General features: G+C 39.3%; 18 protein-coding genes. 15 read left to right on the top strand and 3 right to left on the bottom strand.

Annotated features, from left to right (window positions below; genetic code table 11):
• Nucleotides 1–6: 6 nt before the first annotated feature.
• The 3 genes from flgN to flgA form a co-directional block, all read right to left on the bottom strand.
• Complete coding sequence (gene flgN, locus ESZ36_RS06240; RefSeq protein WP_146785162.1) at nucleotides 7–453, bottom strand: flagellar export chaperone FlgN; 447 nt, start codon at nucleotides 451–453, stop codon at nucleotides 7–9.
• A gap of 48 nt (nucleotides 454–501) precedes the next feature.
• Entirely contained in the window at nucleotides 502–810 is a 309-nt protein-coding gene (flgM, locus tag ESZ36_RS06235; protein WP_146785159.1) for a flagellar biosynthesis anti-sigma factor FlgM, read from the bottom strand.
• A 163-nt stretch (nucleotides 811–973) separates the two neighbouring features.
• On the bottom strand, nucleotides 974–1,666 hold the full coding sequence (flgA, locus tag ESZ36_RS06230) for a flagellar basal body P-ring formation chaperone FlgA (protein ID WP_146785156.1): 693 nt from the start codon (nucleotides 1,664–1,666) through the stop codon (nucleotides 974–976).
• Between the two features lie 207 nt (nucleotides 1,667–1,873).
• On the opposite strand from flgA, the gene ESZ36_RS06225 reads away from it, so the two are divergent.
• The 15 genes from ESZ36_RS06225 (at nucleotide 1,874) to ESZ36_RS06155 (ending at nucleotide 19,717) form a co-directional block, all read left to right on the top strand.
• Complete coding sequence (locus ESZ36_RS06225; protein WP_146785154.1) at nucleotides 1,874–2,803, top strand: chemotaxis protein; 930 nt, start codon at nucleotides 1,874–1,876, stop codon at nucleotides 2,801–2,803.
• A gap of 145 nt (nucleotides 2,804–2,948) precedes the next feature.
• Entirely contained in the window at nucleotides 2,949–3,779 is an 831-nt protein-coding gene (locus ESZ36_RS06220; RefSeq protein WP_146785151.1) for a CheR family methyltransferase, read from the top strand.
• A 152-nt stretch (nucleotides 3,780–3,931) separates the two neighbouring features.
• Nucleotides 3,932–4,330 (top strand): flagellar basal body rod protein FlgB, encoded by a 399-nt coding sequence (gene flgB / locus ESZ36_RS06215; RefSeq protein ID WP_011042313.1) that lies wholly within the window; start codon nucleotides 3,932–3,934, stop codon nucleotides 4,328–4,330.
• A gap of 2 nt (nucleotides 4,331–4,332) precedes the next feature.
• Nucleotides 4,333–4,764, top strand: coding sequence for a flagellar basal body rod protein FlgC (flgC, locus tag ESZ36_RS06210; protein WP_146785120.1), 432 nt, complete (start codon nucleotides 4,333–4,335; stop codon nucleotides 4,762–4,764).
• A gap of 51 nt (nucleotides 4,765–4,815) precedes the next feature.
• Nucleotides 4,816–5,508, top strand: coding sequence for a flagellar hook assembly protein FlgD (locus ESZ36_RS06205; RefSeq protein ID WP_146785117.1), 693 nt, complete (start codon nucleotides 4,816–4,818; stop codon nucleotides 5,506–5,508).
• Nucleotides 5,509–5,616: 108 nt separating this feature from the next.
• Nucleotides 5,617–7,110, top strand: coding sequence for a flagellar hook protein FlgE (flgE, locus tag ESZ36_RS06200; RefSeq protein WP_146785114.1), 1,494 nt, complete (start codon nucleotides 5,617–5,619; stop codon nucleotides 7,108–7,110).
• Between the two features lie 221 nt (nucleotides 7,111–7,331).
• Nucleotides 7,332–8,075 (top strand): flagellar basal-body rod protein FlgF, encoded by a 744-nt coding sequence (gene flgF, locus ESZ36_RS06195; RefSeq protein WP_146785111.1) that lies wholly within the window; start codon nucleotides 7,332–7,334, stop codon nucleotides 8,073–8,075.
• Nucleotides 8,076–8,152: 77 nt separating this feature from the next.
• A complete protein-coding gene (gene flgG, locus ESZ36_RS06190; protein ID WP_101154187.1) occupies nucleotides 8,153–8,941 on the top strand; it encodes a flagellar basal-body rod protein FlgG in 789 nt (262 codons plus the stop codon).
• Between the two features lie 35 nt (nucleotides 8,942–8,976).
• Nucleotides 8,977–9,687 carry a flagellar basal body L-ring protein FlgH gene (gene flgH / locus ESZ36_RS06185; protein WP_146785108.1) on the top strand — a complete coding sequence of 237 codons (711 nt, stop codon included), beginning with the start codon at nucleotides 8,977–8,979 and terminating at the stop codon, nucleotides 9,685–9,687.
• A gap of 100 nt (nucleotides 9,688–9,787) precedes the next feature.
• Nucleotides 9,788–10,879 carry a flagellar basal body P-ring protein FlgI gene (locus ESZ36_RS06180; RefSeq protein ID WP_146785105.1) on the top strand — a complete coding sequence of 364 codons (1,092 nt, stop codon included), beginning with the start codon at nucleotides 9,788–9,790 and terminating at the stop codon, nucleotides 10,877–10,879.
• A gap of 355 nt (nucleotides 10,880–11,234) precedes the next feature.
• Complete coding sequence (gene flgJ, locus ESZ36_RS06175; protein ID WP_146785101.1) at nucleotides 11,235–12,374, top strand: flagellar assembly peptidoglycan hydrolase FlgJ; 1,140 nt, start codon at nucleotides 11,235–11,237, stop codon at nucleotides 12,372–12,374.
• A 203-nt stretch (nucleotides 12,375–12,577) separates the two neighbouring features.
• Nucleotides 12,578–14,575, top strand: a complete 1,998-nt coding sequence (gene flgK, locus ESZ36_RS06170; RefSeq protein WP_146785098.1) for a flagellar hook-associated protein FlgK — start codon at nucleotides 12,578–12,580, stop codon at nucleotides 14,573–14,575.
• A gap of 9 nt (nucleotides 14,576–14,584) precedes the next feature.
• The gene (flgL, locus tag ESZ36_RS06165; protein ID WP_146785095.1) at nucleotides 14,585–15,838 is read left to right on the top strand and encodes a flagellar hook-associated protein FlgL; all 1,254 of its coding nucleotides are present in this window, start codon (nucleotides 14,585–14,587) and stop codon (nucleotides 15,836–15,838) included.
• 254 nt (nucleotides 15,839–16,092) lie between these two features.
• Complete coding sequence (locus ESZ36_RS06160) at nucleotides 16,093–17,661, top strand: flagellin (protein WP_146785092.1); 1,569 nt, start codon at nucleotides 16,093–16,095, stop codon at nucleotides 17,659–17,661.
• Between the two features lie 490 nt (nucleotides 17,662–18,151).
• Complete coding sequence (locus ESZ36_RS06155; RefSeq protein WP_146785089.1) at nucleotides 18,152–19,717, top strand: flagellin; 1,566 nt, start codon at nucleotides 18,152–18,154, stop codon at nucleotides 19,715–19,717.
• Nucleotides 19,718–19,734 lie beyond the last annotated feature (17 nt).

Below are 19,734 nucleotides of genomic sequence, written 5' to 3'. Positions count from 1 at the left end.
TTAACGCTAAGCTTTTAGTCCTAAGCTAGAGAGTCCGGCGCTCTTTTTACCTTTCTTGTCATAGGTAATTGCATTCTTATTATGATTTTCTAATAAGCTGGTTTTCATGCGTTCTACCGCAAGTTGAGACTGTTGAATGATTTGTCCGTTGATTAAGTTTTGCTGTTGGCAATGAGTTAATAAGTCGGTTATTTCAGCAAGTTCTTGAGTCAACTTTCCTGCTGCTTTATCTTGAGCAAAGCGCTGGTTTTGACCTATGGTTTGGTCAAGCTGTTGAATGGCAACTAACAGTGTATTTTTTTCTTGGCTGATGGCTAGCAGCGCTTGTGGATCATGCTGCTGTAAAATATGCTTTTCGTTAGCAATGATCTGGGCAAGTGAAGTTAACTGCTGATGTTGTTGTACAAGCAGTTCATTGGAGGTTAATCCTTGAGAATCTGGCCCTAGGGACATAAAGTTTGCCTTTGATTTTACTATAAATGATGTATTTACAGTCTATCGTTAAACAAGCTTAAATTCAAAGTTAGCAATACTCGCTGCTAACTTTTCTGGATTAATTTTATAGTCACCAGAGCTAATTGCTTTTTTCAGCTCATCAATCTTCTTTTGGTTAATCACGGGCGCGTCCACCGCTTTTTTTTGTAATTCATTAAGCTGCTTTGCTTGCGGCGTAATTGACACAGAATCTTGTCCTGAGCTTTTTACTTGAGCATTGTTTGATGCCGATTGCGCAGAGTGCTGCTTTACTTTATTTTGTTGGGCTTGCTGAACTTGATTGCTAGCATTCAAGTTGTTGATATTTATAGCCATAATTTCATCCTTTAACAATGAAATGATATTTCAAAAGAGTTCTATTATCTCGTTATCGGCCATAGGCGTAATAACTTTAGTTAAAAATAGATTAAATTATAAATAACATTTTGAGTCTGTTAACAATGACATTATTTGTTAACTCTGTTCGCATATCTTTTGATTATAGATTAATTATGACTTGGTTAATACCTTTGACACGAGGGGTGATTACTTTCTTTGAGCGAGTATTTTTGACTCTTATTTGTTCATTAATATTTCCAGAACTCAACGCGACTCCCTGGGTTTTGATACTAAAGTTGTCGGATGAAACAATAATCGTTACGACATCACCTTTACAGATTAAACAAATACTTCTTTTACTAATGGCTCTACCTTTAGCAATCCGCTTTTTCGCTTTAGCGCCAAAAACAATATTTGTATCAGTTAGTTTGTTGCCGCGAATCTTATTAATGGGTATAAAAGCAAGCTCAACATTACCCTCGTCAAGTTTGTCTCCTTTACTAATTGTATTTTTTGCGATTAAAACTGCTTTAGTTATTTCAACTTTTGCCGATAAATATATTTTCCACTGTATTAATTCATCGCAGCTAATTTTAACATTTACATTTATAGCACCATTCTTTTCAGGTATATTTGCAGTTAAGGGAATTTTACAGGGCTTAATCGTAATTCGAGGGTCTAAATGAGCGACTGAAATACGGACCTTTTCTTCCTCAGTTGAAGGAAATTGCTCTGTTAAATAATTTTTTGCAAAACGCTCAATAAAAGCACTGTCTAGCTCAGTTGCAACAGTAGCTGTTTGCTTAATGAGCAATAAGAATATAAAAGTTAAAAATAGTTTGGTAAAGCGCATATAGTTTGTTATCTATCGTTAAGTAAATGCAAATAGTCGTCTATGCTTAACCTGAGTCAGCAGTGTGAAATAAGGTTCTATCATACGTCAAGTTTCAGACGCTTAGTGTGATTATCAACTCTATATATTAAATACAATTCAAGAACTGTGCCTTATATGTTTATTAGGTTAAACATAATAATTGTTGCAGTCTTACATGAGGTCCATATGGCAGGCATACTCGATTCAGTAAACCAGCGTACACAACTTGTTGGCGAAAACAGGTTGGAATTGTTACTTTTTAAACTTAATGGCAGACAACGATTTGGTATTAATGTTTTTAAAGTACGTGAAGTTATGCCATGTCCGCGGTTAACTATGCTACCTAAGCAAGATAGCTTTATAAAGGGTGTAGCACATATCCGAGGACAAACCATTTCTGTTATTGATTTAAGTAAATCAACGGGCGGACCAGCAATTGAACAAACAGCTGAAAGCTATATTATTATTGCTGAATATAACCGAAGTGTGCAGGGTTTTCTTGTTGCTGGAGTCGAGCGTATAGTTACTTTAAGCTGGGCTGATGTTATGCCGCCACCTGAAGGTGCTGGTAAATCTAGTTACTTAACTGCCGTGACTGAAATAGATGGTCAGATGGTATCAATATTAGATGTTGAGAAAATCTTAAATGAAATTAGCCCCGTTTCTACTGAAGTAAGTGAAGACATCATTGATGTTTCTATCGGTGAAAACTTAGGTGATAAACTGGTGATGATCGCAGATGATTCAACGGTTGCAAGAAATCAAGTAAGAAGAGCATTAGAGCCATTAGGTATTAATATGGTTTTAGCTAAAAATGGTCGTGATGCTTTAGAGCAATTATTGGCCATTGAAGCGACTTGTGAAAATAGCATCACTGAAAAAGTGGCGTTGATGATCTCTGATATCGAAATGCCCGAAATGGATGGTTATACGTTAACCGCAGAGGTGAAAGGTAATGATCGTATGTCAAAAATGCCAATTATTTTACACACCTCTTTAAGTGGTGTATTTAATAATGCGATGGTGGAAAAAGTTGGTGCAGAAGATTTTATTCCTAAATTTCATCCAGATGAGCTCGCAACTGCTGTGAAGAAATGGTTAAAAATAGAAGATTAACTCTGACTATACCCGCTCCTAATTCCAGCTGAATCATGGATATTCAAATGGAACGGGTATATAGCTGAATAGTCGTTATCGAAAGTTAACGACGACTCTCCGTTTCTGGAGGGTTAGGAAAATACGAAATAAGTAGGAAGCAATAGTGTCAGCAAGAGAACTTGATGAAAAAAGTTACAACCAATTTAGAACCTTCTTAGAGCAGCAATGTGGCATAGTACTCGGCGAAAATAAGCAGTATTTAGTTAAAAGCCGATTAGCGCCATTAATGGCTAAATTTGAGCTCAGTTCATTGACTGAATTAGTCAATCGTACGTTAACTCCCGTTGAGCGGCAAATGCGTGCCGCGGTTATAGATGCTATGACCACCAATGAAACCTTATGGTTTCGTGATGATTACCCTTTTAAGTTACTTCAAAGCAAATTGCTTCCTGATTTTGCTAATCGTAAAACACCGGTTAAAATTTGGTCAGCGGCAAGCTCTTCTGGACAAGAACCATATTCCATTGCTATGGCTGTATTGGAATATCAACAAAAAAATCCAGGTGCGTTTCCACGAGGTGTACAAGTTATTGGTACTGACATATCAACGACTATGCTAGAGCATTGCAAGTATGGTCACTATGATAGCCTAGCACTTGCTCTAGGCTTATCTGCGGAGCGAAAAAAACGCTTCTTTGAACCGGGTGATAACGGTATGTTGAAGATAAAAGATGAAGTAAAGAAAATGGTGAGCTTTAGACCACTAAATTTACTCAATAGTTATAGCCTAATGGGCCGTTTCGATATTGTATTTTGTCGTAATGTATTAATTTATTTCTCCCCAAAGATAAAAACACAAATAATTAGTCAAATTCATGGCGTGCTAAATAGCGATGGCTATTTATTTTTAGGTGCCTCAGAGTCTTTATCCGGAATAAATCAAGATTTTACAATGCTGCGCTGTAATCCTGGTATTGTTTATCAGAAAAAATAACGTAATCACTACTCCTCGCTAACAGCCATTTTACCTTGCTGTTAGCCTCTTCATTCTAGTCCCATCTCTACCTCTTTATCCTCCATTGATTTACTAACTGGCACAAATTTTGTATTCCTTTTAGCTAAACGTTAATCATTGTGAGGCTAATTATGGCTATAGGTTTTGATAAAGGCTTTCAACTGCATACACAGGGCATGCTCATTCGCTCTCAACGTGCAGAAGTTATTGCCAGTAATATTGCCAATGCAGATACCCCAGGCTACAAAGCTAAAGGGCTAGACTTTAATCAAGCACTAGCGCAAGCAGCCAATAAGCAGAAAATGGGTATGTCTCGCACTAATGATAAACACTTTGATATACGAACAGAGTTAAATAATTCCGTCGATTATCGTGTGCCAAATAACCCTGATACAGGAGATGGTAATACGGTTGACGTACAAGTGGAACGAAACTTGTATTTAAAAAACTCAATGGAATATCAAGCAAGCATTCAGTTTCTTAATGGAAAAATTAAAGCCATGAAGAAAGTTATCAGCGGAGGTCAATAATTATGAGTCTTTTTAACGTATTTGATATTACCGGTAGTGGTATGAGCGCACAATCAGTCCGCCTAAATACTACCGCGAGTAATATTGCCAACGCTGATAGTGTTAGTAGCAGTGCCGATAAAACTTACCGTGCGAGACATCCTGTTTTTGCCGCTGCCATGCAAGAAGCTGCCGCAGGGCAGGGGAAAAGTGATGGTAGTGGGGTGGGTGTTAATGTTTTGGGTATTGTTGAAAGTGATAAACCATTGAATGTGGAATATGCACCGAGTCATCCTATGGCTGATAAAGAAGGTTATATTTACAAACCGAACGTTAATGTCATCGAAGAAATGACCAACATGATCTCAGCGTCTCGATCATATCAAACAAATGTGCAGTTGGCTGAATCTGCCAAGAATATGTTGAATAAAACATTACAGTTAGGGCAAAGATAGTGGGCAATTTTGATATGTCATTTAGTCTATTGCAAAAGGTAGGAGTGGATAATGGAAACAGTTAAGGGTACTAGCCCGTTAGATGCTATCCGTTGGCAGAAAGAAGAATACAAAGTTGCAGAGCAAGATAAAGGCATGCTTACACAAGCTGACTTTTTTGCTTTATTAACTAAAGAGTTATCTAACCAGGATCCAACCAAACCTGTTGATAATAATGAAATGATTTCACAAATGACTGCCTTCTCTACAACGGATGGTGTTCAGAAACTTAATACTTCATTTGACAGCTTTGCTACGTCGATGACTTCTAGCCAAGCATTACAGGCATCTTCTCTCGTAGGTCGAAGTGTTTTAGTTGAAGATAATGTCTTTGGTATGGCAGAAGGAGAAGCTGTTAAAGGTAAGTTGGTATCTGATAAACCTGCCAGTAATGTGAATATTTATGTTGAAAACGTTGCCGGTGAAGTTATTCAAACTGTCCCTGTTGGTAGTGTTAAAGCAGGCGGTTTTACTTTCACTTGGGATGGACAAACGGCTAAAGGCGAACCTGCTGCAGAAGGTGCTTACCGTTTTCGTATTGTTGGTTTGGTCGAAGGCAAAGCCTCAGAGTTAGAAGCCCAAACCTACCGTAAAGTTGACAGTGTTACGTTAGCAGGTACCGGTGGAAAAATAGTGCTTAACCTTAATGGTGGCAGCGCTATGGCATTATCAGATGTAGTTGAAGTATCCGATGGCGAGACTTAGGTCTTATAGTAAAAGCAATTAAACAAAAATTATAAACTTTACCTGACAGCAAAAGTATTAAGCAGTGCAGGTGTTAAGCAAAATATCGAATTTTAAAAGGATTAAATTATGTCATTTAATATTGCATTAAGCGGATTAAACGCTGCACAAAAAGACTTAGATGTTTCATCAAATAACATTGCTAACGTAAATACGGTTGGCTTTAAAGAGTCACGTGCTGAATTCGTTGATGTTTATGCATCATCACTGCTTGCATCAGGTAAAACTAAAGTAGGTGACGGTGTTTTAACGGCGGATGTTGCACAGCAATTCTCTCAAGGTAGTATTCAATTTACCAATAATGCACTTGATTTAGCTATTACAGGTAATGGCTTTTTTGCCACAGTCCCTGAGCTTGGTTCTCTAGAAACTTCTTATACACGTGCCGGTCAGTTTAAGTTAAATTCAGATAACTTTGTTGTTAACTCGCAAGGTGGTCATCTTTTAGGTTTTCCTGTCAACCCTGATGGTTCATCAGCTTCAGTAAGTTTAAGTACTGCAGAACCTATTCGTATACCAACTGCATCGGGCGCACCTACGAAAACCAGTGAAGTTGATGTTCGAATGAATTTACCGGCAGGTGATAGCTATATTACTAGCGCACCCGCGAATTTCGACCCAGAAGATCCACTAACCTTTAATAACTCGACCTCAGTAACTATTTTTGATTCATTAGGTGATAGTCATATTATGACTTACTTCTTTGTTAAAGATGACCCTGCAGTCGCGCCTAACCAATGGATGATGTTTGCTTCTGTTGATGGTAAACCTATCGACTTAGATGATAACCCTGCTGTGCAGACACCAGCAGATGCTTTAGTTATTACTAGAACCGGTGATGTCGCAACAGCACAAGCGGCATACGATTTAATAGCTGCTCCCTCTGCAGCTGATTTAGCGACTCTTAATGCAACAAAAACGGCATTGGCCACTGCAATTTCAGCAACAACACCTGAAAGTGGTACAGGAACAAAAGGGGCGCGATTAACGTATAACTCGTCTGGTGATTTTATTTCTCAGTCACCATCGCCAACTAATGGTGGTATCCGAACTGTCGATTTTTCTAACCACTTACCTAATGGTGCTGACCCAACTCAAACGGTTAAAATTGATTTTAATTTAGATAGTGCAGCACCGAACCCGAACGAGCCTACACAGTTTGCTTCAAATTTTGAAGTAACAGCCTTAAATCAAGATGGTTTAGCAGTGGGACGATTAACAGGTATTGACATTGGCGTTGATGGCTTAGTAAGAGCTACTTATAGTAATGGTACTTCTCAACCCTTAGCGCGTATTGCCATGGTGAATTTTGCCAACGAACAAGGTTTATCACAAACAGGTAGCACCAACTGGAAAGAAAGTATTGTGTCAGGGGAAGCCCTTGCGGGTGAAGCAGGATCAGGTACTTTTGGTACCATTAACTCTTCTGCATTAGAGCAATCAAATGTGAACTTAACCACAGAGTTAATTGACTTGATTTCAGCACAACGAAATTTCCAAGCTAACTCGAGAGCTTTAGAAGTTGATAACCAGCTGAACCAAACTATTTTACAAATTAGATAATTAGTAAAATAACTAATTTGCTAGCAATCTAAAGCTAGTATTCGTTCTACAAATAAAGCTGCTAGTTAAGTATACGTACTTAACTAGCAGCTTTTTTATTGCTATAGCCTCGTACTCATTTAAAAAATTCATTTACATTTAACCACTCGATTAATTTTGACAATAGCTGGCACTCTATTTGCATTTATCAGGTATAACCTTTTATTTTTTGGAAATACATTATGGATAAGTTGCTTTATATCGCCATGAGTGGCGCTAAACAAAACATGCAAGCCTTATCAATTAATGCCAACAACTTGGCGAATGCTAAAACTACAGGCTTTAAAGCTGATTTAGCACAAGCGCGAAGTATGCAAGCATTTGGCGAAGGGCTACCTTCGCGTGTTTTTTCAATGACAGAACGTGCTAGCCAAAATTTTGACTCTGGATCTATTCTCCATACTGGTCGCTCTTTAGACGTGGCCATTGAAGGTGAAGGATTTTTTGCAGTGCAAGCCGATGATGGGCAAGAAGCTTATACCCGTGGCGGTCACTTTCGTTTAACAGAAACGGGTGCATTAGAAACCAATGATGGCGAACTAGTTATAGGTGAAAATGGACCAATTATTATACCGTTACCGGTTAACAATATTCAAATTTCTCGCGATGGCACTATCATGGTTCAGCCAGAGGGGGCGCCTAGCAGTGTTCAAGAAGAAGTTGGTCGTATCAAACTGGTTAATCCTGACACACGACTGGTTGATAAAGGTAATGATGGCCTTTTTCGTGCCAAAAATGGTGGGCAATTAATTGCCGATGTTAATGTCAATGTACTTGGGGGAGCACTCGAGTCGAGTAATGTTAATCCCATTAATGAAATGACAGATATGATTGCCTTACAGCGTCAGTTTGAAATGCAATTAAAAATGATGAAGACAGCAGAAGAAATTGATTCAAGTGCTTCTTCGTTATTACGTGCTTTCTAAGCATAGCAATCTATCAGTCGTGTTAGCTTAAATAAAATTAATTCAGCTAACCGCTACTACTCAATCAGAGGTGATGTATGAACGCAGCATTATGGATCAGTAAAACAGGCTTAGATGCGCAAACCAAAGATATTGCGGTAATTTCTAACAACCTTGCAAACGCCAGCACAATTGGCTTTAAGAAAAGCCGAGCAGTATTTGAAGATTTACTTTATCAAAATATCAATCAACCAGGTGGTCGAACCGCGCAAGATACTGAAGCGCCTTCAGGTTTAATGCTGGGTGCCGGTACTAAAGTAGTTGCAACACAAAAAATTCATACTCAAGGTGACATGATTACCTCAGATAACGCGCTTGATTTAATGATTCAAGGCGAAGGTTTTTTTGAAATTCAAATGCCTGACGGTAGTTCTGCTTATAGCCGTAATGGTCAATTTACTATGGATGATGAAGGCAACATGGTTACCCCAGGTGCTGGATATATGATCCAACCGCAGGTAACTATTCCTGAAGACGCTTTGAGTATTATTGTTTCACAAGACGGTGAAGTATCAGTAACACTGCAAGGGCAACCTGACCCAGCTGTTGTTGGCCAAATCAACTTGATTAACTTTGTTAACCCTACCGGTCTTCAATCAATAGGGCAAAATTTATACACCGAAACTGCGGTAAGTGGAGCACCACAAGAAGGGGTTCCGGGCTTAGAAGGTTACGGTATGTTAGTCCAGGGCGCTTTAGAAACATCCAATGTAAATACCACAGAAGAATTGGTTAATCTAATTGAAAGTCAGCGTGTTTATGAAATGAATTCGAAAGTGATTTCAGCGGTTGATGAAATGCTGAGTTATATCAACCAACAAATGTAGCATTATTTTTATAATCTAAAAAATGGAAGGCAGTGATGAAAAATAAAAATAGGCTAAATACAATTAAGTTACTTTCAATCAGCTTATTAATTGCTGTTACTACCGCTTGTAGTAATACCGTAGAGTTAAGCAAAGCCCTGCCAAATGATCCAGATTTTGCGCCAATAATGCCTGAAGAAGAAGAAGAACGTATTGTTCCTTCTGGTTCATTATTTAAACCGCATTATGTTAATAATATTTATTCAGATTCTAAAGCACATCGTGTTGGCGATATTATTTCGGTAATCTTGAGTGAGAAAACCCAAGCGAAGAAAAATGCTAAAACAGAATTGAAAAAAGAGAATGAAACTAAATTAGATGCGGTAACCGGTTTAGGTGGTGCTCCCGTAACTATCGGTGGTAAGTCATTACAGTTTGGTATCAGCCAAGATTCAAACTTTAAAGGTGACTCTAAAGCGGACCAAGGTAATAGCTTAAGCGGCAATATTTCAGTGCATGTTCTGAGAGTATTACCCAATGGCAATTTGATGATACGTGGTGAGAAATGGTTAACATTAAATAATGGCGACGAATATATCCGCTTAACAGGCGTTATTCGCTCAAAAGACATTAATTCAAATAACACTATATTATCGAACAAAGTTGCCAACGCACGTATTCAATATGCAGGTACAGGTAGTTTTGCCGATACCAATGAACAAGGTTGGTTAGTTAAATTTTTCAATAGCACTTGGTGGCCATTTTAGTTGAATCACACTGTAAAAGTATTACTTCTGTTGTTTTAAGATCTGAGAGATAGGTCTTATTTTAAGATATTATTCAAGGTATTGTTTAAGGTACTAAAGTATGAAAACTGTAATAAAACTATTTATCTTTTTCACCTTTCTGGCTTCATTGTCAGTAAATGCTCAGCGCATTAAAGATTTAGCTGATGTTGCTGGCGTGCGTTCAAACCAATTAATTGGTTACGGCTTAGTGGTCGGTTTACCTGGCACTGGCGAGCAAAGCCCGTTTACCGAGCAAAGTTTTAAAACGATGTTAAGTAACTTTGGTATCACTATGCCAGATAACTTAAAACCCAAGATTAAAAACGTTGCTGCGGTAGCTGTTCATGCAGAGTTAAGCGCCTTTACCAAGCCAGGTCAAACTATTGATGTTACCGTTTCTAGCATGGGTAGCGCACAAAGTTTACGAGGTGGCACTTTAATACAAACTATTTTAATGGGTATTGATGGTAATGCTTATGCGGTCGCTCAAGGTTCTTTAATCGTCAGTGGATTAGGGGCACAAGGCTTAGATGGCTCTCAAGTGTTAGTGAATATTCCTACCGTTGGTCGTATCGCCAATGGCGGTATTGTTGAGCGTGAAGTTAAATCACCTTTTTCATCGGGTGATCATATTACTTTTAACTTACGTCATTCTGATTTTACTACGGCGAAACTATTGTCAGACACCATTAATGAACTTATAGAAGGTTCGGCTAAAGCACTTGATGCAACGTCTGTACGAGTTAGAGCGCCACGAGATATTAGTGACCGAGTTAGTTTTTTGTCGGTACTTGAAAATCTTGAGTTTGAACCCGCATCTCCAGCAGCAAAAATTATTGTTAATTCACGTACGGGTACTATTGTTATCGGCTCAGAAGTTACATTGCTTGCTGCCGCTATTACCCATGGGGGAATTACAGTCACCATCAATGAAATTCAAGATGTTTCTCAACCGAATGCTTTTTCCGAAGGTGAAACGGTAGTGACTAATCAATCAGACATCAATGTCAGCAACTCTGATGCCCGTATGTTTGTATTTAAACCGGGCGTAACTTTAGAAACCTTGGTTCGTGCAATCAATGAAGTTGGCGCAGGCCCAGGTGATGTGATGGCTATTTTAGAGGCATTAGATCAAGCCGGTGCTATTCGCGGTGAGTTAGTCATTATTTAAATTAACGACTTAACTTGTCGTTGTATAACCCTATTTAGGCGACAAAAGTACTCACAAATTCTTCGGGAAATAATTTGCACATCCGAAGGATGACCTGAAAGGTGAAGTACAGGATGTACGGAGTCTTGACTAGCGTCAACTCCGTGCTTTTTCCTTTAAATTGAGTCATACAACTTAAAGTTAAATCGTTAATAACTTAACTGACAGTCATTGATCGTTCAACAGTCAAAGTCAAAATCAATATTTTACGTGCTTATGCACAGACTTCAGGGAAGTCATCCCTGCGGTGTGTTAATAATATAGGCATGATACTTGTATAAACAGTAATTAATTATATTTTTAGATAAGTGAAATTATGGATATCAATTCAAGCCAAAAACAAAATTTTGATCAAGCGCGTAATGCTCTCGATCTAAATGGTTTAAATGATATTCGTGAGCAATCGCGTGAAGGAGATGGAGCGGCCAAAAAGGAAGCTTTACAAGAAGCTGCCCAGCAGTTTGAAGCCATCTTTATGAAAATGTTATTGTCGAGTATGCGTAAAGCGCAAGAAGTACTTGAATCTGATAGCCCATTTAACTCTGAATCAACTAAGTTCTACCGTGATATGCATGATGAACAAATGGCGGTTGAATTATCTTCTAATGGTTCATTAGGTTTGACTGATTTAATCGTTAGACAACTCGGTGGTGATGACGGGACTTTCAAACCAAGTTCAGTACTACGTAGTGATGGAAACTTGAAGATAACAGATAGTACTAATTCAACCGATGATAACAACGGTAAAACCAACAAAGATAACCAACATAACTCCTTAATAGAAAAAATGTTGGCGGATAAACATCAAATTAAGCCAGATATTGATATTCCTTTTGCCGGCAGCTATCAACCTCAAAACATTACCAGTAACCAAGTAAACAGTGCTGCAAGTCAATTTGTTATCCGCGAAGTGGATAAAAGAACAAATAAAGTTAATGGCCAATCAGAAAGCGTCAAAAATTCAGCAGCCTTATCAAATCACAGTTTTAATGAACCCAAAGACTTTGTCACCGCTTTAATTGAACCCGCCCAAAAAGTACAAAAAACCTTAGGTGTTCCTTTTGAAGTTGTTATTGCTCAAGCCGCGCTTGAAACGGGTTGGGGGCAAAAAATGATTAAAGAGCAAGATGGCAGCAGTTCAAACAACCTCTTTAATATTAAAGCTGACTCTCGTTGGGCTGGCGATAAAGTCACTAAAAATACTTTAGAGTTTGAACAGGGCGCTATGATTAAAAAATCAGAGCCTTTTAGAACCTATCAATCACTTACCGATAGTGTTGATGATTACATAAACTTCCTTTCTACTAGCGAACGCTACCAAGATGCATTGCAAGACTCAGGCAATGTGGAACACTTCCTGCAAGGTTTACAGAAAGCAGGTTATGCAACAGATCCTCAATATGCTGACAAAATTTTAGGCACGTTGAAAACTGTTACTAATCTTTTAGCTAAATAAATAGCTAAGTAAACCAGCTCAGTAAATTATTTTAGTAAGTTATTTGAATAAGTTATCTGAGCACATTAGGGAAGGGTTACGCCATTAGGCGAGCATAAATACTTTTATTGCTGAAATCTTTCATGAAACATTATTTATAACAAGCTTACAGCTGAAATTCGGTTGACTGCTTACCCTTATGCTTTGTTCTTGGAGACAATATTATGTCAGTGAGTTTGTACCAAACAGGTGTGAGTGGCTTATTAGCTGCTCAACAGCAACTGGCGACAACCGGTCATAATATTTCCAACGTTAATACAGATGGTTATAACCGCCAACGTGCAGACCAGAGCGCATCACTAGGTTTAAATAATGGTAATAACTACATTGGCGGTGGTACTTATATTCAAGATATTACGCGTCTCTATGATCAGTTTTCATATAAAGAACAAGTGACCAACCAAAGTAAATTAGGTAATGCGGATTCACTTAACGCGCGTTTAACGCAACTTGATCAAGTTATGTCTACTTCAGGACAATCAGTTGTTGGCTCATTAGATAAATTCTACCAAGCGCTAAATGGTGTTGCAGATAACCCTAATGATTCAGGTCTCCGTAGTATCGTACTTAATCAAGCCAATACTCTGAGTAATGACTTTAACCAGTTAACTAACAATTTTGACACCATGAGCAAATCGGTCAATGGTGAAATAGAGCAAGTAGCCAGCAGAGTTTCCGAAATATCAAAAGAGCTTGCCAAAATTAACGAAACCATTATGCATTCGCAGCAAGGAGGCCAGCCTAATGACCTACTTGATAAACGTGATCAGCTTATTGGCGAGTTGAGTAATTATACCCAAGTAAACACAGTAAAAGATGCTAATAATGTAATGACGGTTATGATTGGCCAAGGTACTACGCTCGTTGCCGGTATAACGCCAATGACATTGCAAGTAAATGCTGGCGACCCTGATTCACAAAAAACAGAATTAAGGCTAGTCAGTGGTAGTAGCAGTGTTGCACTAAAGGGAGCGACCTTAGGTGGCTCATTAGCGGCAAGCTTTGAATTTAGAGATGAACATTTAAGTCAAACACGTACTGAAATAGATCGTTTAGCCATGGCAATATCCTCTACATTGAATGACAGCCAAGCAAGTGGATTAGACCTCAATGGTTTGCAAGGTGCTAATATTTTTACTGATATTAACAGCACGCAATTACAGCAAGGTAGGGTACTAGCGCATTCAGGTAATAGCCTCAATACACAGGCACAAGTTAATATTACTGATGTATCTAAGTTAACTACCGATGAATTTGAAATACGATTTGATGGCACCGATTATCAAATGAATAATCTTACCAATCCGTCAGCAGCGCCAATCACCTTAGTAGCACTAGGTGGTGGTGTTTTTGATACTACTTTAGGATTTGAGTTTACTGAAACCGGTGCTGCACCTGCTTTGGGTGATAAGTTCACTATTATACCAACCAAAAATAGCGCCGCCTTAATGCAAACCACGTTAACTGATGGCAATGCCATTGCCGCAAGCACTGCAATTGGAGTTACGCCATCAAGTAATAATGTGAGCGATGGAAAAGTAGAGATAACCAACGTTATTAATCCTGAAGCGGCAAAAGGCTATGACGTTACTGTTGATGTTTATCAAATAGCTACTCCCCCTCTCCCTGCACCTCAAGTACCTACTTTTGAATACCGAGTTTATAACGCTGGGACACCACCACCAGCACCAACGATTGTTACTGATACTTATATATCTGGTGAAAACCCCATTATTGATATTCCAGCGGGATCCCCTGATTTTCAAATAGAAATTAGTGGTGATTTAGTTGGTTCGGGTACCAATGCACGCGAAACCTTTACCATTGCTAATGCCTTTGGTGTGGGTAATGGTAATCACGCTGTTGTTATGGCCAAAACACAAGAGGTAGGCGTTACTAATGGTGGTAAAGAGACCTTTAGCAAGAGTCTCGCAGTTTCAACTTCAGTTGTGGGCTCAAAAGCGAGTAATGCTAATTTAACGGCCGATACAGCACAGGCTCTATTTACTCAAGCATACAATCGTAACCAAGCAACTTCCGGCGTTAATCTTGATGAAGAAGCAGCCAATTTATTGAAATATCAACAAGCATATCAGGCAGCTTCACAAATTATATCTACCGCCAATACACTTTTTGACACCATCTTAGCGGCAGTAAGGTAAGGATTTTTTATGCGTGTATCAACAGCTCAATTTTACTTACAAAGCTCTCAACAAATGAGTAGTAAAACCTCAGATGTAAATGAGCAAATGGCCTATTTAACCAGTGGGAAACGCGTTTTAACTGCTAAAGATGATGCAGTGTCTTATGGTACGTTGGCAGGTTATAAAGATGATTTAGCCAATATAGAAAAATATAAACGTAATATTACGAAAGCGGAAAGTCATAATAACTTGCAAGAGGTTGCTTTTACACAATTAGAAGTTATTTTGAATAATATTAAAGATCAGATGTTACAAGCTAACAATGGTGCAATGTCTGATGAAGATCTTCAAGCGATAGCTAAACAGACCAGAAACAACCTTGAACAACTATTTGATATTGCCAATAGTCAAAATGAAAATGGCGATTATATCTTTTCAGGCTATCAAACAGAGCAACAACCTTTTAGTCAACAAACTGACGGTAGTGTTTCTTATAGTGGTGATTCAGGTGTTCGAGAAGTACAAATAGCTAAAAATATAAAAATACCTACTAGCCAAGCGGGTGATGCTGTTTTTATGAACGTAGATAATGCAATTGGTGATTTTATCGCTAACGATACTTCCAATGCTACTAATCCAGCTAGTCCGTTAGACGTTACTATAGCAAGTGCCAATATCACCGATAGAAATGCATACAACACCAGTGTAACTCCTCATACTTTTAATTTTGACGCTATCACAAATGATTTAACGGTGACTGACGGCGGTGGCACAGTAGTTTTTCCTGTGCCTTCTGTGCCCCCTGCACCTCCTGTACTTCCAGCTCCTTATGTGGCAGGGCAAACAGTTTCCTTCGATGGCATTGATGTGACCTTAAGCGGCAACCCATTGCCGGGTGACAGCTTCACGATTAATGAACAAGAGAATGTCAGCATTTTTGAAACTATTAATAATGCCATTACTTGGATGGAACAAGGTACGGGCAACACTAACCAAGAACAACACCAAGTAAACTACAACAAAATACTCGATCAGCTTAGCTCTGGTATGTCTCATGTCACCTCAAGACGGGTAGACGCGGGTGTTCGCTTGCAAGTCTTAGAGAGTCAAAAAAGTAGGCATCTCGATTCGGCACTTAATATAGAAACGGGTAAATCAACTATTGAAGACTTAGATTTTGCCAAAGCGATTTCACAATTTGAGCAAGCAAAAATCGCCTTGCAAGCATCACAGCAAGCGTTTAGCAAGGTTCAAGGCTTAAGTTTGTTGAATTATATATAATAAATACATTGCTATTTATTAAAGTGGCATTATTTATGCTTTGGTATTAGCGAGAGTAAAAATAACAATAAATTGTCGGTCAACATTAATAGTAGTTTTACTGTTAAAGGTAAACGACAGTTTTAACAGTAAAAAGAGCAGAGGCTTGATTTAACAAGCTTCTAATAACCAAGCGTTAACGTCCGGTTTATGGACAACGCTACAACCATACATAAACAGGCGTTAACACCAGTTAACACATTAGGAGCTATATCATGGCCATAACAGTCAACACCAATGTAACATCGTTGAATGCTCAACGTAACTTATCAAAATCAGGCGAAGCCTTATCTACGTCAATGCAACGCTTGTCTTCTGGTATGCGTATTAATGGCGCCAAAGACGATGCCGCAGGTATGCAAATATCAACCCGCTTAACCTCGCAAATTAGTGGTTTAGCAGTAGCGCAGCGTAATGCCAATGATGGTATTTCAATGGCGCAAACTGCAGAGGGAGCTATGCAGTCCTCTACCGATATCTTACAACGTATGCGTGACTTGTCACTGCAATCTGCTAACGGCTCAAATTCAAAAACAGATCGCGAAGCACTACAAAAAGAAGTATCAGCATTGCAATCAGAATTAACGCGTATTTCTGATACTACTACTTTTGGTGGTCAAAAATTATTAAATGGTAGTTACGGTACGCAACAATTCCAAGTAGGCTCAGACAGTAACCAAACTATTGGTGTTACCTTAAAATCTGTAGGTGCTGAAGATATTGGTTTGACGGGGAAAGGATTTACTTTGCCTACCGCAATAAGTGGTTTCTCTGCGGCACGTGAAACAGCCTTAACATTTGCGGACGGCGACACCCTTAAAGCAACAGCAGGTGGTGTTGATAACGATATAGCACTAACAACAGGTATGAGTGCGGCGGATTTGGCTGGTCAGGTTAATGGCACCGAAGGCATGTTTGGTGTGAGTGCTAAAACAGAAGTATCTGTTGGTTTCGCTGACCAAACTACTGGCGGTGATACGGTTACAATGAATGTTGCAGGTGTTGAAATAACGGCTACGATGACTACGACTGGTGATGGTTCAGTTGCTGCTCTTAATACAGCGATTACAGGCAACGACGCAACTGTTGAGGCATTAGCAGCTAAGGGGATTACGGTAGCTATTAATACCCCCGCGGGTGCAGGTACTGATGATAATAGATTGATTTTTACTAACTCAAATGGTGAGAATATTGATGTTACGATGGAAATTACGGGTGGTGGTACTGACGGTGCTGTTGGAACTGTTGCTGCTTGGGGTGGTGCCGCTGAAACTGGTGGAGCTATAACTACAACTGCTGGAGATGTAACCTCAGCTACTGCTGTAGTAAGTAAAACAGCAACAGTAACAGGGAATTTAGACTTTACTAATGCGGTATTAGATATTAATAAAGGAACGGCGTCATTCACTGCTGGGGGTGCTTTAGGTGGTGGTGGTAATGCAACGGTTGCAACAACAACAAGTTTAACTTCAGTTGCAGACCTTGATATTTCTACAGCAGGTGGCTCGCAGTCAGCTATCGATGTTATTGATGCTGCGTTACAGTCAATTGGTGATTCTCGTGCTGATTTAGGTGCTACACAAAACCGTTTCAGCCAAACCATAGGTAACTTGGCTAATATCCAAGAAAATGCCTCGGCATCACGTAGTCGTATTATGGATACTGATTATGCGACAGAAACTGCGGTGATGACCAAGAATCAAATATTACAACAAGCCGGTACCTCAATTTTGGCGCAAGCGAACCAAATACCACAAGCGGCTATTAGTTTAATCGGTGGTTAGTACATATTTAAGGTAAGATAATCGCAATACCTAAGCCATCACTGTACAGTGATGGCTTTTTTGTATTCCGAAATCGTCATAGCTTTGACTGCCTCGTTATACATCCCAGTTTATCATCATACATACTCCAGTCGTCATTCCGGTTGTCGCTTAAGCCGGAATCCATTAACGCATCGATTAAACCCCATATAAAACGCTTCGAGGATGACAGGTGACAAGGGCTGTTATTCAGAATTGAATCACTTAGGTCCACTTACCGTACACGGGTCATTCGCGCTACCCACTGTGTATAACCACTTATTCTCCCCTTTTTTATAATCATTGACCTTTTTTTAATAAAAACATTAAAGTAATTTTAATGGCTGCCGTTACTGTTAGTAGAACGGGTACTTAATGACACTTTCTCATAACGAAAAGCATCAAATTAAGTTCCTGACTTATAAGAATTGTTTAACTAACGTATTACATATTGTAATCAGGAGTTTTAAAAATGGCTATTTCAGTAAACACTAATGTTACTTCATTAAACGCACAACGTAACTTATCAAAATCAGGCGCGGCATTAAGCCAGTCTATGGAACGTTTATCTTCTGGTATGCGTATCAACAGTGCCAAAGATGATGCCGCAGGTATGCAGATTGCTACACGTTTAACCTCACAAATTAGTGGTCTAGGTGTAGCACAACGTAATGCTAACGATGGTATCTCAATGGCGCAAACCGCTGAGGGTGCATTACAATCATCAACTGATATTTTGCAACGTATGCGTGACTTGTCTTTACAATCATCAAATGGTTCAAATTCAACATCAGACCGTGAAGCACTGCAAAAAGAAGTGTCAGCATTGCAATCAGAGCTAACACGTATTTCAGATACTACTACTTTTGGTGGTCAAAAATTATTAAATGGTAGTTATGGTACACAGCAATTCCAAGTAGGCTCAGACAGTAATCAAACTATTGGTGTTACCTTGAATTCTTCAGCGGCTAAAGATATTGGCTTGACGGGGAAAGGATTTACTTTGCCTACCGCAATAAGTGGTTTCTCTGCGGCACGTGAAACAGCCTTAACATTTGCGGACGGCGACACCCTTAAAGCAACAGCAGGTGGTGTTGATAACGATATAGCACTAACAACAGGTATGAGTGCGGCGGATTTGGCTGGTCAGGTTAATGGCACCGAAGGCATGTTTGGTGTGAGTGCTAAAACAGAAGTATCTGTTGGTTTCGCTGACCAAACTACTGGCGGTGATACGGTTACAATGAATGTTGCAGGTGTTGAAATAACGGCTACGATGACTACGACTGGTGATGGTTCAGTTGCTGCTCTTAATACAGCGATTACAGGCAACGACGCAACTGTTGAGGCATTAGCAGCTAAGGGGATTACGGTAGCTATTAATACCCCCGCGGGTGCAGGTACTGATGATAATAGATTGATTTTTACTAACTCAAATGGTGAGAATATTGATGTTACGATGGAAATTACGGGTGGTGGTACTGACGGTGCTGTTGGAACTGTTGCTGCTTGGGGTGGTGCCGCTGAAACTGGTGGAGCTATAACTACAACTGCTGGAGATGCAACCTCAGCTACTGCTGTAGTAAGTAAAACAGCAACAGTAACAGGGAATTTAGACTTTACTAATGCGGTATTAGATATTAATAAAGGAACGGCGTCATTCACTGCTGGGGGTGCTTTAGGTGGTGGTGGTAATGCAACTGTTGACACCACTACAAAGTTAACTTCAATTGCAGACCTTTATATCTCTACTTCAGGTGGCTCACAGTCAGCAATCGATATTATTGATGCGGCATTACAGCAAATAGGTAATGAACGTGCTGAATTGGGTGCTACACAAAATCGCTTTAGTCAAACTATTGGTAACTTGGCAAATATCCAAGAAAACGCCTCTGCATCACGTAGCCGTATTCAAGATACTGACTATGCGACTGAAACAGCTGCAATGACTAAGAATCAAATACTGCAACAAGCAGGTACGTCAATCTTAGCGCAAGCTAACCAATTGCCTCAAGCCGCTTTAAGCTTAATCGGTTAATTGAGTAGGTCATCGTA

The sequence above is a fragment of the Colwellia demingiae genome, assembly GCF_007954275.1.
Lineage (GTDB): Bacteria > Pseudomonadota > Gammaproteobacteria > Enterobacterales > Alteromonadaceae > Colwellia > Colwellia demingiae.
The sequence above is the reverse complement of the archived record's forward strand: the minus strand, read 5'-3'. Positions and strand labels throughout refer to the sequence as shown.